General features: G+C 74.7%; 12 protein-coding genes. 2 read left to right on the plus strand and 10 right to left on the minus strand.

From position 1 onward, the window contains the following. Positions 1–12: 12 nt before the first annotated feature. Entirely contained in the window at positions 13–510 is a 498-nt protein-coding gene (locus AC07B0_RS28080; RefSeq protein WP_469379366.1) for a hypothetical protein, read from the minus strand. 111 nt (positions 511–621) lie between these two features. Then, positions 622–1455, minus strand: coding sequence for an NAD(P)H-dependent oxidoreductase (locus tag AC07B0_RS28085; protein WP_356880976.1), 834 nt, complete (start codon positions 1453–1455; stop codon positions 622–624). 98 nt (positions 1456–1553) lie between these two features. Between AC07B0_RS28085 and AC07B0_RS28090 the strand changes: the two genes are divergently transcribed. Beyond that, positions 1554–2486, plus strand: coding sequence for a helix-turn-helix transcriptional regulator (locus AC07B0_RS28090; RefSeq protein WP_478899154.1), 933 nt, complete (start codon positions 1554–1556; stop codon positions 2484–2486). A gap of 108 nt (positions 2487–2594) precedes the next feature. Here AC07B0_RS28090 and AC07B0_RS28095 read toward each other — a convergent pair whose 3' ends face one another. The 4 genes from AC07B0_RS28095 to AC07B0_RS28110 form a co-directional block, all read right to left on the minus strand. Beyond that, on the minus strand, positions 2595–5159 hold the full coding sequence (locus AC07B0_RS28095; protein ID WP_478899155.1) for a polynucleotide kinase-phosphatase: 2565 nt from the start codon (positions 5157–5159) through the stop codon (positions 2595–2597). Then, complete coding sequence (locus AC07B0_RS28100) at positions 5156–6712, minus strand: 3' terminal RNA ribose 2'-O-methyltransferase Hen1 (protein WP_478899156.1); 1557 nt, start codon at positions 6710–6712, stop codon at positions 5156–5158. The genes AC07B0_RS28095 and AC07B0_RS28100 overlap by 4 nt, the downstream gene beginning before the upstream one ends. 73 nt (positions 6713–6785) lie before the next feature. Then, the gene (gene mmuM / locus AC07B0_RS28105; protein WP_478899157.1) at positions 6786–7688 is read right to left on the minus strand and encodes a homocysteine S-methyltransferase; all 903 of its coding nucleotides are present in this window, start codon (positions 7686–7688) and stop codon (positions 6786–6788) included. Positions 7689–7705: 17 nt separating this feature from the next. Beyond that, positions 7706–8629, minus strand: a complete 924-nt coding sequence (locus AC07B0_RS28110) for an LLM class F420-dependent oxidoreductase (RefSeq protein WP_356880966.1) — start codon at positions 8627–8629, stop codon at positions 7706–7708. A gap of 206 nt (positions 8630–8835) precedes the next feature. Here AC07B0_RS28110 and AC07B0_RS28115 point away from each other — a divergent pair, with 206 nt between their 5' ends. Next, positions 8836–9090 (plus strand): hypothetical protein, encoded by a 255-nt coding sequence (locus AC07B0_RS28115; protein ID WP_478899158.1) that lies wholly within the window; start codon positions 8836–8838, stop codon positions 9088–9090. A gap of 180 nt (positions 9091–9270) precedes the next feature. Here AC07B0_RS28115 and AC07B0_RS28120 read toward each other — a convergent pair whose 3' ends face one another. From AC07B0_RS28120 to AC07B0_RS28135, 4 genes are all read right to left on the minus strand, one after another. Continuing rightward, on the minus strand, positions 9271–9756 hold the full coding sequence (locus AC07B0_RS28120; protein ID WP_356880964.1) for a DUF6099 family protein: 486 nt from the start codon (positions 9754–9756) through the stop codon (positions 9271–9273). Between the two features lie 123 nt (positions 9757–9879). Continuing rightward, positions 9880–10221, minus strand: coding sequence for a nucleotide pyrophosphohydrolase (locus AC07B0_RS28125; RefSeq protein ID WP_478899178.1), 342 nt, complete (start codon positions 10219–10221; stop codon positions 9880–9882). A 122-nt stretch (positions 10222–10343) separates the two neighbouring features. Continuing rightward, positions 10344–11699 (minus strand): AAA family ATPase, encoded by a 1356-nt coding sequence (locus AC07B0_RS28130; protein ID WP_478899159.1) that lies wholly within the window; start codon positions 11697–11699, stop codon positions 10344–10346. 66 nt (positions 11700–11765) lie between these two features. Then, entirely contained in the window at positions 11766–12161 is a 396-nt protein-coding gene (locus AC07B0_RS28135) for a cell division protein SepF (RefSeq protein ID WP_356880960.1), read from the minus strand. Positions 12162–12176: the final 15 nt, after the last annotated feature.

Raw genomic sequence — 12176 nt, forward strand, 5'->3', positions numbered from 1 at the left:
AGCGGGGCGGTCTCAGCTCAGGCCGAGGAGGGCCGCCGGGGCGCCGATCAGCTCCGGCGTGGTCAGCCCCAGCTTCGGCGTGGTCAGGTTCGGGATCCCGTAGTTGGCGCCGTCCGGCATCGTCAGCGGGGCGCCGACGATCGCACCGGGGCTCCGGGCCTGCAGGGTCGTCGCCGGGGATTCCAGGGAGCCCTCGCCGTCCGTCTCTGGAGTGCCCGCGAGGTTCGGCACCGGCGAGGCGATACGCGTGTCCCCGAGTTCGGTGGCGATGGGCACCACCGGGAGCAGTGGGGTCGGGAGCAGGTCCCCCGTGTGGTGACGGGGCGCCTCGGGGGCGCCGACGACCGGTACGGGGACCCCGGTGGCCACGTGCGGGACGGGCAGGCCCAGCGTGGTCTCCACGGCGTCCAGCGGGACGCCCACCGGAACCGACTGGGCGACGGCCGGGGAGGCCGCACCTGCCGCGGCCATACAGGTCATGAGCGCCGCAAGGCTTCCGCGCGCGGTCATCTTCATAAGTGACGTTCCGTCCTTCCAGGGTCGCGGACATTCCGCTGCCCTGGATGAACGATCCCGCCGGGGGTTTCCCGGGGCTTCACCCCGGAAGTTCCCCCATACGGCCTACTTGGAGGGCGTCGCGTGTACGGGGCCGGAGGCAGTGCCGCGCGGCCCGGTGTGCATCCCCACTCCGCTCGTCCCGGGCTCCTCCGTGCCGGGCAGCAGCCGCATCGCGCGGTCGTAGCCGCCGCCGGCGAGCGAACGGTAGGGGACGGGCCCGTCGGTGAACAGCCCGGCGAGCCGCTCCCCGTACGCCGCCTCGGCCTCCTCGAACCGGTCCGGCGACAGCTCGTCCGCGCTGTACACGGCGAACGGTTCGAGCGGCTCCATGCCGGTGAACCAGAACAGGCCGTGCTGCAACGGGTGGAGGACCTCCTCCAGCGGTCCGTGGATGCCGCGGTCGGAGAACGAGGACTCGCGGGCGCCGAGCGTCACCGACAGCAGGGCCCGCCGGCCGCCGAGCACGGCGCCCTCGCCATACGGCGTGGGGAGCTGCGGCCCGTAGCCGAACCCGCTGGTGAACACCCGGTCGATCCAGCCCTTCATGATCGCGGGAGTCGAGAACCACCACATCGGGAAGTGCAGGATCACCGCGTCCGACCAGCGCACCTTCTCCTGTTCGGCCGCGACGTCCGCCGACAGCCGGCCTTCCCGGGTGGCCTGCTTGGAGGCGGATGTCACGCGCAGCGGAGCGTCCGCCGGGTGGTCGGGGAAGTCGTCGGCGTCGACGGCAGCCTTCCACTTCATCGCGTACAGGTCGGACACCCGCACCTCGTGGCCCGCGGCGCGCAGCTCCTGCGCCGCGAAGGACGCCAACGCGTTGGTGAGCGAAAGGGGTTCGGGGTGGGCGGTGACGATGAGGATCTTCTTGGGCCGGGCAGGCATGGATTCGTTCATGGCTCAACGGTCTCCCGGGCGCGGCCCCGTAGCCAGAACCCCCCGCGACCGACGGACCGTCATTCCTGGTACTGGGAGGGCCAGGCATACTTGAGGACATGGGGGCTGTGGACCGGATGGAACGCGTGAACGGACCGGGCGGTACGGCCGGAGCCGTCATCGCCGCGGCGGCCGCGGCCGGGCCCGCGGCCGGGGCGGCCGACACCGGGCGGGCGCTCGGCGAGTTCCTGCGCGCCCGGCGGGCGCGCGTCGCCCCCGAGCACGTCGGCATCGACGGAGGAGCCCGCAGGCGGGTCCGCGGCCTGCGCCGCGAGGAGCTCGCCCAGCTCGCGGGGATCAGCGTCGACTACTACGTGCGCCTCGAACAGGGCCGGGCCACCCAGCCCTCCCCCGAGGTCCTCGACGCGCTCGCGCGGGCACTCCGCCTCGACCCGGCGGAGCGCGGCCACCTCGCCAACCTGACCTCGGTCCGGCGCGGCCCCGCCCCCACGGCACGGATCGGACCCTCGCTGCGGCGGCTCCTGTCCTCCCTCGACGACCTCCCGGTCTTCGCGAGCAACCACCGCACGGACGTGGTGGCCTGGAACCGGCTGGGCGCGGAGCTGATCGGCGGGGTGGACGACCCGGAGCGCCGGGACCGCAACAACGCCCGCTACCTCTTCCTCGACCCCGCCTCCCGGGAGGTCCACCCCGACTGGGAGGCGCGGGCGGCGGAGGCCGTGGGCCAGCTGCGGGTCGCCTCCGGGCGCTACCCCGAGGACACGGAACTGGCCGGGCTCATCGCCGGACTGTCCTTGCTCAGCCCCGACTTCCGGCGGCTGTGGGCCACCGGCGAGGTCACGATGTGCGCGGCCGGGCGCAAGCGGCTGCGGCATCCGGTCGCCGGCCTGCTCACCCTGGACTTCGAGACCCTGCACGTCCCGGCCGTACCGGGCGAGACGGGCCTGGTCGTCCACGTGTTCAGCGCCGAGGAGGGCACGCCCGAGGCCCTCGCCCTCGCCCGCCTCGCCGCGAGCGCCCCACCCCGCTGACGGCGGGGCCCGTCACGGCCGGGCGGGCCCCGGACCGTGTCCGGGCCCCGCCCGTGTGGCGGGGGTCCCGCCGGCCCTTCGGGCCCTGCGCCCCTTTCACCACGCGCCCTACAACCGGGGGTCGACCGGCTCCGACTCCAGGGCGAGGACGGCGAAGACCGCCTCGTGGACCCGCCACAGCGGCTCCCCGGCCGCCAGCCGGTCCAGTGCCTCCAGCCCCAGCGCGTACTCGCGCAGGGCGAGGGAGCGCTTGTGCCCGAGGAACCGGCCGCGCAGCCGCTCCAGGTGGTCGGGGCGCGTGTACTCCGGACCGTAGATGATCCGCAGGTACTCGCGGCCGCGGACCTTGACGCCGGGCTGGACCAGCCGGCCCTTGCCGTCGCGGGCGTAGGCCTGGAGCGGCTTGACGACCATGCCCTCACCGCCCGCCGCGGTCAGCTCCAGCCACCAGTCGGTGGCCGCCCGCACGGACGCCTCGTCCCCGGTGTCCACGAAGATCCGGCCGGTGCGGCGCAGCAGGCCGGTGCCGGCGTCCTCGTCCGCCAGGGCGAGCCGGTCCAGCCAGGCCAGCTGCTCGTCGTGCGGTACCGCCGCCAGGGAGCGCCCGGCCGCCGCGAGCAGCTGGAACGGCGCGAACCGTACGCCCTCCAGCCCGTCGGTGGTCCAGCAGTAGCGCCGGTACGCCTCGGTGAAGGCGGCCGCGTCGGCCGCCCTGTCCCGCTGGCGCTCCAGCAGCGGCCCCGTCTCGACGCCGCGGGCCGCGGCCGCCTCCAGTGCGGCCACCGCGTCCGGGAACACGGCGCGCGCCGCCGCGCCCACGGCGGCGTACTGGTTGCGCAGCAGGCCGGTGGACTTCAGCGACCAGGGCAGCAGCTCCCCGTCGAGCAGCAGCCAGTCCGTGCCGAGCTCCTCCCAGAGCCCGGCGGCGTCCACCGCCGCGCGCAGCCGGCCGAGGAACTCCTCGGTGACGGCGGGGTCCTGGAAGAAGGGCCGGCCGGTGCGGGTGTAGAGGGAGCCGGTGACCCCGCTCTCCACCCCGAACCGCTCGCGGGCCGCTCCGGCGTCCCGGCACAGCAGGACGGTGGCGCGCGAACCCATGTGCTTCTCCTCGCACACGACCCGCTCGACGCCGTCCGCGCGGTACTGGGTGAACGCCTCGGCCGGGTGCTCCAGGTGGCCCTCCTCCCGGGAGGTCGCGGTCGGCGCCATGGTCGGCGGCAGGTACGGCACCAGTCGCGGGTCCACGGCGAAACGGCTCATGACCTCCAGCGCGGCCGCCGCGTTCTCCTCGCGCACGCCGACGTTGCCCAGGTGCCGGGTCTCCACGATCCGCCGGCCGTGGACGTCGGCGAGGTCGAGCGGCCGGCCGTCGTGCCCGCCCGGCGCCTCCGCCACGAGCGGCTTGACCGGCTCGTACCAGACCTTCTCGGCCGGTACGTCGACCAGTTCGCGCTCCGGCCAGCGCAGCGCCGTCATCCGGCCTCCGAACACGGCTCCCGTGTCCAGGCAGATGGTGTTGTTGATCCAGGTGGTGTCCGGGACGGGGGTGTGGCCGTAGACCACGACGGCCTTGCCGCGGTAGTCCTCGGCCCACGGGTAGCGCACGGGCAGGCCGAACTCGTCGGTCTCGCCGGTGGTCTCGCCGTACAGCGCGTGCGAGCGGACCCGGCCGGAGGTGCGGCCGTGGTACTTCTCGGGCAGCCCGGCGTGACAGACCACCAGCCGGCCGCCGTCGAGGACGTAGTGGCTGACCAGCCCCTGGATGAACGCGCGCACCTCCTTGACGAACTCCTCGGGCTCGCGGCCGAGCTGCTCGACCGTCTCGGCGAGGCCGTGGGTGTGCTGGACCTTGGAGCCCTTCAGGTAACGGCCGAGCTTGTTCTCGTGGTTCCCCGGGACGCACAGGGCGTGGCCGGACTTGACCATGCCCATCACCCGGCGCAGGACGCCCGGGCTGTCCGGGCCCCGGTCGACGAGGTCGCCGACGAAGACGGCGGTGCGGCCCTCGGGGTGGACGCCCTCGCGGTAGCCGAGCTTGGCCAGCAGGGTCTCCAGCTCCGAGGAACAGCCATGGATGTCACCGATGATGTCGAAGGGGCCGGTGAGGTGGGTGAGGTCGTTGAAGCGCTTCTCCAGCACCACCTCGGCGGTCTCGGCCTCCTCCACGGAGCGCAGGACGTGCACCTTGCGGAAGCCCTCGCGCTCCAGGCCGCGCAGCGAGCGCCGCAGTTCGCTGCGGTGCCGCTGGATGACCCGGCGCGGCAGTCCGGCCCGGTCGGGGCGGGCGGCGTTGCGCTCGGCGCAGACCGCCTCGGGCATGTCGAGCACGATGGCGATGGGCAGTACGTCGTGCTCGCGGGCCAGGGCGATCAGCCCCCGGCGCGCCTCGGGCTGGACGCTGGTGGCGTCCACGACGGTGAGGCGCCCGGCGGCGAGGCGCTTGCCGGCGATGTGGTGCAGGACCTCGAAGGCGTCCTTGCTGGCGCTCTGGTCGTTCTCGTCGTCGGCGACGAGCCCCCGGCAGGTGTCGGAGGAGAGCACCTCGGTGGCCTTGAAGTGCTTGCGGGCGAAGGTGGACTTGCCCGATCCGGTGGCCCCGATCAGCACGACGAGGGACAGGTCGGTGACGGGAAGCACGCGCCGGGTGTCGCGCGGGGTCTCGGTGACGCTCATGCCGCCTCGCCCTCCTTCGGGGTCCGGGTGGTGCCGGTGGTCTCGGTGGTGCCGGTGGTCTCGGTGGTGCCGGTGCCGGTCGTGCGCGGGGGATCCTGCGCCCGCGCGGTGTCCTGCACCCTGGTGAAGACGGCCATCTGGGTCGGCGGTCCGACCTCGGGGTCGTCGTCCCCGACGGGCAGGTGGGCGACGCCGTACCCGTACCGCTCGGCGACCTGACCGGCCCAGGTCCGGAACTCCTCGCGGGTCCACTCGAAGCGGTGGTCGCGGTGGCGGACCCGCCCGGCGGGCAGCGACTCCCAGCGGACGTTGTACTCGACGTTCGGGGTGGTCACGAGGACCGTGCGGGGGCGGGCGGCGCCGAAGACGGCGTACTCCAGCGCGGGCAGCCTCGGCAGGTCGAGGTGTTCGATGACCTCGCTGAGCACGGCCGCGTCGTACCCGGCGAGCCGCTTGTCGGTGTAGGCGAGCGAACCCTGGAGCAGCCGGACGCGGGAACTCTGCCGCTCCCCCATCCGCTCCAGCCGCAGCCGCTTCGCGGCCGTGCCCAGCGCCCGCATCGACACGTCGACGCCGACGACCTCGGTGAACGAGGCGTCCTTCAGCAGCGCCTGGAGCAACTGCCCCTGGCCGCAGCCCAGGTCGAGGACCCGCGCCGCCCCGGCGTCGCGCAGCGCGGCCAGGATCGCGTCGCGCCGGCGCACCGCGAGCGGCACCGGGCGGTCCTCGGTGTCCCGGGACTCGTCGACGGCGTTGTCGAGCTCCTCCACCTCGCTGCCGTCGGCCTCGGCCAGGCGGGCCAGCTCCAGGCGCTCCAGGGCGTTCTGGGTGAGCCGCTTGTGGCGGGCCAGGTAGCGGGCGGTGATGAGCGCGTGCTCGGGGTGCCCCGCCAGCCAGCCGTCTCCGGCGCGCAGCAGCTTGTCGACCTCGTCGGGGGCGATCCAGTAGTGCTTGGCGTCGTCGAGCACCGGGAGCAGGACGTACAGCTGGCGCAGGGCGTCGTCGAGCTTCAGCTCGCCCTCCAGCACGAGCCGTACGTAGCGGCTGTCGCCCCATTCGGGGAACCGCTCGTCGAGCGCGACCGGCTCGGTCCGTACGGACTCCCAGCCGAGCGGGCCGAACAGCCGGTGCACCAGTTCCGCGCCGCCCCGGGCGGGCAGCGCCGGGATCTCGACGCGCAGCGGGAGCGGCCGGCCGGGCAGCTCGGGCCGGGCCGCGCACACGCCCTTGAGGGCGGTACGGAACACCGCGCTGAGCGCGACGGCGAGCAGCGAGGAGGCCGCGTACGGGCGGTCGTTGACGTACTGCGCGAGAGCGGCGTCGGGAGCTCCGCCGCGGCCCTTGCCCTGACCGCGCCGCACGAGGGCGACGGGGTCCACCTCCAGCAGCAGCGCGGCCGTGCACCGCTCGGTCGTGGCTTCGGGGTAGAACACGTGGGCCGTGCCGTGGGAGGTGGAGAACCGCTGCGCCTTCCCGGGGTGCTTGTGCAGCAGGAAGCCCAGGTCAGTGGCAGGTTTCCCGGTCGTGCCGGTCGCGCTGATCGTCAGGAACATGCGCTTCAGTATGTGGCGCGGCCCGCCCGGCGCACACTGCTTTTCGTACCGGCCGGGGGGCGGCCGCGGCCGGTCAGCGGGGCGGCCCGGCGCCCAGGGCGGACCGCAGTCCCGCGATGCGGTCCGGGCCGATCCGGCAGCAGCCGCCGATCAGCCGGGCGCCGGCGCGCTGCCAGGCTCCGGTGGGCCAGGGCGCTCCGGCGGGCGGGCTGCGCCAGGTCCGGTGGGCCGCGTCCCAGACGGAGCCGTCGTTCGGGTAGGCCAGCAGCGGCTTGTCCGTCACCGCGGCCGCCGCTTGGAGGGCGGGCAGCACGTCCGCCGGATCGCAGCAGTTGACGCCGACCGCGATCACCTCGGGGGCCTCGGCGGCGAGCGCGAAGGCTTCGGGGAGGGGCTGGCCGGCCCGGGTGCGGCCCGCCGCGACGGTGTAGCTCAGCCAGGCCCGCGCCCCGGTCCCGGCCAGGACGCGCAGCAGGGCCTCGGCCTCGTCGGTGTCCGGGACGGTCTCCAGGGCCAGCAGGTCCGGCGCCGAGGGGCCGGACTCCAGCAGGGTCTCGATCCGGGGGCGGTGGAAGGCGGCCAGTTCGCGCGGGGTGAGCCCGTACCGTCCCCGGTACTCGGAGCCGTCCGCCAGTACCGCCCCGTACGGGCCCACCGAGGCGGCCACCCAGACCTCGTGGTCCGCCGCCCGGGCCGCGGCACCGGCCAGGGCGAGGCCGCGGCGCAGCAGGCCCGCCGCGCGGGGGTGGCCGGGGCCGATCTGGTAGCTCGCGGTGATGAGCACCTCGGCGCCGGCCCGCGCGTACGCCGTGTGGGCGGCCTCCACCTGGTCCGGGCGCTCGGCGAGGACCCGGCCCGTCCAGAGGCCGCCGGACAGGTCGCAGCCCTGGTCGGCGAGCTGGTTGCTCAGCCCGCCGTCCAGGAGCACGGTCCGGCGGGCGAGGGCTTCGGCGAGCGGGCCGGTCGCGCGGGGCACGTGGTCCTCCGTCCGGCTCAGCCGAGCTGGGGCAGCACCTGGGCCGAGATCAGCTCCAGGTGGTCCAGGTCGTCGAGGTCGAGCAGCTGGAGGTAGGCGCGGGAGGAGCCGATGGCGGCGTAGGTGCCGAGCTTCTCGACGACCTCGGCCGGGGAGCCGGCCAGGCCGTTGGCCTTCAGCTCGTCCACCTCGCGGCCGATGGCGGCGGCCCGGCGGGCCACCTCGGCGTCGTCCTTGCCGACGCACACGACGAGGGCGTTGGAGTAGACGAGTTCGTCGGCCTTGCGGCCGGCCGCGGCGGCGGCCTCCCGGACCCGGGCGAACTGCCGGCGGCTGTCCTCGATCGAGGCGAAGGGCATGTTGAACTCGTCCGCGTAGCGGGCGGCGAGGCGCGGGGTGCGCTTCGCGCCGTGGCCGCCGACGAGGACGGGCACCTTGGCCTGCGCGGGCTTGGGCAGCGCGGGCGAGTTCTCCACCTGGTAGTACGTGCCCCGGTAGTCGAAGGCGGCGCCCGGCTCGGTGGCCCACAGGCCGGTGACGATGGCCAGCTGTTCCTCCAGCCGGGACATCCGCTCCGCCGGGAAGGGGATGCCGTACGCCTTGTGCTCCTCCTCGAACCAGCCGGCGCCCAGGCCCAGCTCGATCCGGCCGCCGGACATCTGGTCGACCTGCGCCACCTGGATCGCGAGGACGCCGGGCAGCCGGAAGGTGCCGGCCGTCATCAGCGTGCCGAGCCGGATCCGCTTGGTCTCGCGGGCCAGGCCCGCAAGGGTGATCCAGGCGTCGGTGGGGCCGGGCAGGCCGTCGGCGGAGCCCATCCGCAGGTAGTGGTCCGAACGGAAGAACGCGTCGAAGCCCAGGTCCTCGGTGGCCTTGGCGACGGTCAGGAGGGTCTCGTAGCTGGCGCCCTGCTGGGGTTCGGTGAAAATGCGAAGATCCATGCCCCCCATCCTGCCCGCCCACGACCCCTGCCGGGTGAATCTGCGTCAACCGGACGGGGCGCCCCCTGCCCCGCCAGTGACCAGCACGGATGGGGATCGTTGGCTCGGACGGAGCCGGACCGCCCGGCCCGCGCGCCGGCGGCTCGTCGTCCGGTGCGTCCACCGCCCCCTTCCCGCTGGGAAGGGCCAGGGCCGAGGAGGCCGCCATGTCCCACGAGGCCGTGCCGGAAACCCGCCGACAGACCGGACCGACCGGACAGGCAGCACACGACCACGCACGCCAGGACTCCGCGGTACCCGCCCAGGGCGGCGCGCCGAAGGGACTGCTCCAGCAGATGGAGGAGCTGATGGCGGCGCTGAACGCCGACCTGTCGCAGCTCGACGCCGACCTCCAGCACTCCGCGGACCGCACGGCCCCGGGCACCCCGGGCCACCACACGTACGAGGGCGAGCGGCACTGAGAGCCGGTCCTTCCGACCGTGCCGGGTCCCGTCGCGCGCGGCGGGACCCCACACGAACCCCAGCCCGCGCGAGACCCACGCCCATGCGAGGCCCACGCGCGCGCCAGACCCACGCCCGCCGTGCGGCTCGCCCCGCCGAGCCGGCCCCGGCGTTGGCACCCCGCCGTCAGCAACGCGCCGTCAGGCCACGCCCGAAGCGGATCCCCGTTCCCGGACGGTCATCCGGCGCAGGAGCGCCCGCACCCGGTCGCTCGACTCGTCGGCCGCGTCGATCGACTCTATGGACTGCCAGTACAGGCTCTCGTCGTCCGTCCCGCAGGCCACCCCGACGAGCGCTATGCCCACCTCGCCGAGCAGTGCCTGGAGTCCCAGGAGCGCCTGTCTCACATCCGCTACCCCGGTCAGCTGCGCCGCCCGCGGCGGCTGCTGCGGTGCGGTGCCCTCACCGCGCAGGGCGGCCCGGTCTATCACCCCGCAGCCTCTGCCTCCCGCTTCACCCAGGCCCCGTGCCTCCGCTCTCAGCTCCGGCGGCCCGGTGACCGCCAGCCAGCTCCCCATGCCCTGGGCGAGCGCCTGGGCCTGCCAGGCCTCGCCCACGATGTCCCACGCAGCCCCGCTCTGTGCCAGCGCGTGCCGGCCGGCCGCGATGAGCCGTACCGCATCCATATGCCGTCCCCCGTCCGCACGACATCCCGCCGTTCTTCACTACCCAGAGTGAAGGCAACGAGCCAGTAAAGCCAGGGGTATTCGGAAATCTGTGGACACAAAACGTGGTTGTGGACGACGCCATCACTCCGAAGAGTGACGATGAGTGGTCGGGGTTCCGGTCACCGGAAAGCGGACCTCGTTCCTCTCGATCTTCGCGGCGAGCGCATCCAGCACATCCACCCCCAGGACCTCACAGAATTGCAGGAGATACGCGAGCACGTCGGCCACTTCGTCGGCCACCTTGTGCGCGGTTTCCGGCTCTTCCATCACCACTTCCGACTGTTCCGGTGTCAGCCACTGGAAGATCTCGACCAGTTCGGACGCCTCCACGCTCAGGGCCACGGCCAGGTTCTTCGGCGTGTGGTAAGGACCCCAGCCCCGGGCGTCGGCGAACGCGGCCAGCCGCCGCTGGAGCCGGTACAGCCGCTCCTCCCGGCCGGCCTCCTGCCCGGTGTCCTGCCCGGCCTCCTGTCCGGTGTCCTGCCCGGGGTCCCGCCCGGCGCCCTGTGCGTCGTCCATGGGTGCGGCGTTGGTGGGTACGGCGTTCATGGGGACAGGTGTACCACCGAGACGCCCGGGAGCCCACGGGCGGTTCCCGCGGTGTCCTCGCCCACGGAGCCGACCAGCCGGATGTGGCCGCGCCCGCCGGACAGCAGGGCCAGCCGCAGCAGTTCGGCGCTCTGCCGCCGGTCGAGCCCGCGGTCGAGGCCGTCGGCGAGCACGGTCAGCGCCTGCCGGGCGGAGAGGAGTTCGGCGGCCGGATCCACGGCCAGCACCCCGGGGCCGGTGAGCAGGACCAGGGCCAGGGCGAGGAAGCGGAGTTCGCCCGCGCCGAGCCGGCCGAGTTCGGTGGCGGGCCGGCCGGGGCCGCGGTCCAGCAGGCCCGTGACGAGTCCCGCTCCCGCCCCGGCGAACACGCCGAAGGCCCCGTCGCCCCCGCCGGCGTCGTCGGCGCCGTCGCAGACCCGTACGTCGAGCGCGGCCACCGGGCCCGCGCACCCGGTCCGGGCCGCCCCGGCGAGCAGGGCGTGCCGGGTGCCGCACTCGTGGCGGGTCCGGCGCAGGACGTCGGCCAGGTTGGCGCAGTCGCGGCGGAGCCGTCCCTCGCCGGGGGTGACGGGTCCGCGCATCCGCTCGGGGCGGGGGTCGCAGGGGAACACCGAGCGCAGCGCGACCACCACCTGTTCGGCGGCGGCCAGGACGCGGCGCTGCCCGGCGGTGGACCCGGCCACGCGCAGGGGCAGCAGGGCGGTGCCGAGCCGGTCGTCGGGCAGCGGGGCGCGGGTCACGCCGACGGCCCCGCCGGTCAGCCAGCCGGCCTGGACGGAGCGCCGCCGGGGGTCGCGCAGGGCGGTGCTGAGGAGGATCTCGCCGTTCTGGGAGAGGCGTTCGCCGACCACGCGCAGCTCGGGCTCGGCCTGCACGGCGAGGTCGAGGCGGACGGGGCCGGCCGGGCCGTCGACGGTGCAGCCGATCCGGAATCCGCGCCGCCCGTCGGCGTCGGGGAGGGCCCGTTCGGGGACGCGGGCGGCGGGGTCGGGGAACACGTCGTCGAGGGGGCGTCCGCAGCCGAGTCCGGCCAGGGCCTCGTAGGCGGCCAGGGCCTGGGACTTGCCGCTGCCGCTCGGTCCGGCGAAGAGGGTGACGGGCCCGAGCGGGAAGACCGCGGCCCGGTGCGCCGCGAAGGCGGAGAGCCGTAACTCGGTGACGGTCGGGCGCAGGTGGGCCCGGGCCGCGGGCTCCGAGGCGGCCGGGCGTGCGGGGGCCGTGGGACCGCCGGCCGTCGCGGGCGCGGAGACGCGGGTCGCGGAGGAGCCGGCCGCGGGGATGCCGGTCGTGGGGATGGTGGGGGTGTCGGTCGCGGCGGCCGGGGGCCGTCGCGCGTCCAGGGTGACGTCCATGGCCGGACCGTACGGGCCGCCGGACCACCCGTGGACCCGGCGAACCGTTCCGCCGCCGCGACCTTCCTACGATCGGGGGACGGCCGCGGCCGCGATGCCCTCGACCTCGGTGCCGACCGGGGCCAGCAGGAAGACGTTCCGGTCGACCCGGTGCATTCCGCTGCCCAGCCCGAAGACCACACCGCTGCTGAAGTCGAGGATCCGCTTGGCCACTTCGCCGTCCGCGCCCGTGAGGTCCAGCAGGACGGGGATCTGGGCGATCAGGTACTCCGCCACCTCGCGGGCGTCGGCGAAGATCTGGACCCGGATCACCACGAAGCGCCGCTGTTCCGCCGCGACCGCCCCGGGAGCCTTCGGGATGGTGCGGTGGTCCACCCGGGAGGGCCATTCGTTGCGACTGCGCAGGGGTACCACCTGCGCGAGTCCCTCCCACTGTTCGTCCGTGACGTCGTACCTGCTCACCGGGCCGCCTCGGCC

Source organism: Streptomyces sp. NPDC044704, from assembly GCF_056433525.1.

What these genes read in the sequence shown, in the direction of transcription:
- AC07B0_RS28080 (WP_469379366.1), bottom strand. Translation starts at nt 510, where the DNA reads ATGACCGCGCGCGGAAGCCTTGCGGCGCTCATGACCTGTATGGCCGCG.
- AC07B0_RS28095 (WP_478899155.1), bottom strand. Translation starts at nt 5,159, where the DNA reads ATGAGCGTCACCGAGACCCCGCGCGACACCCGGCGCGTGCTTCCCGTC.
- AC07B0_RS28110 (WP_356880966.1), bottom strand. Translation starts at nt 8,629, where the DNA reads ATGGATCTTCGCATTTTCACCGAACCCCAGCAGGGCGCCAGCTACGAG.
- AC07B0_RS28130 (WP_478899159.1), bottom strand. Translation starts at nt 11,699, where the DNA reads ATGGACGTCACCCTGGACGCGCGACGGCCCCCGGCCGCCGCGACCGAC.
- AC07B0_RS28085 (WP_356880976.1), bottom strand. Translation starts at nt 1,455, where the DNA reads ATGAACGAATCCATGCCTGCCCGGCCCAAGAAGATCCTCATCGTCACC.
- AC07B0_RS28090 (WP_478899154.1), top strand. Translation starts at nt 1,554, where the DNA reads ATGGGGGCTGTGGACCGGATGGAACGCGTGAACGGACCGGGCGGTACG.
- AC07B0_RS28115 (WP_478899158.1), top strand. Translation starts at nt 8,836, where the DNA reads ATGTCCCACGAGGCCGTGCCGGAAACCCGCCGACAGACCGGACCGACC.
- AC07B0_RS28100 (WP_478899156.1), bottom strand. Translation starts at nt 6,712, where the DNA reads ATGTTCCTGACGATCAGCGCGACCGGCACGACCGGGAAACCTGCCACT.
- AC07B0_RS28120 (WP_356880964.1), bottom strand. Translation starts at nt 9,756, where the DNA reads ATGGATGCGGTACGGCTCATCGCGGCCGGCCGGCACGCGCTGGCACAG.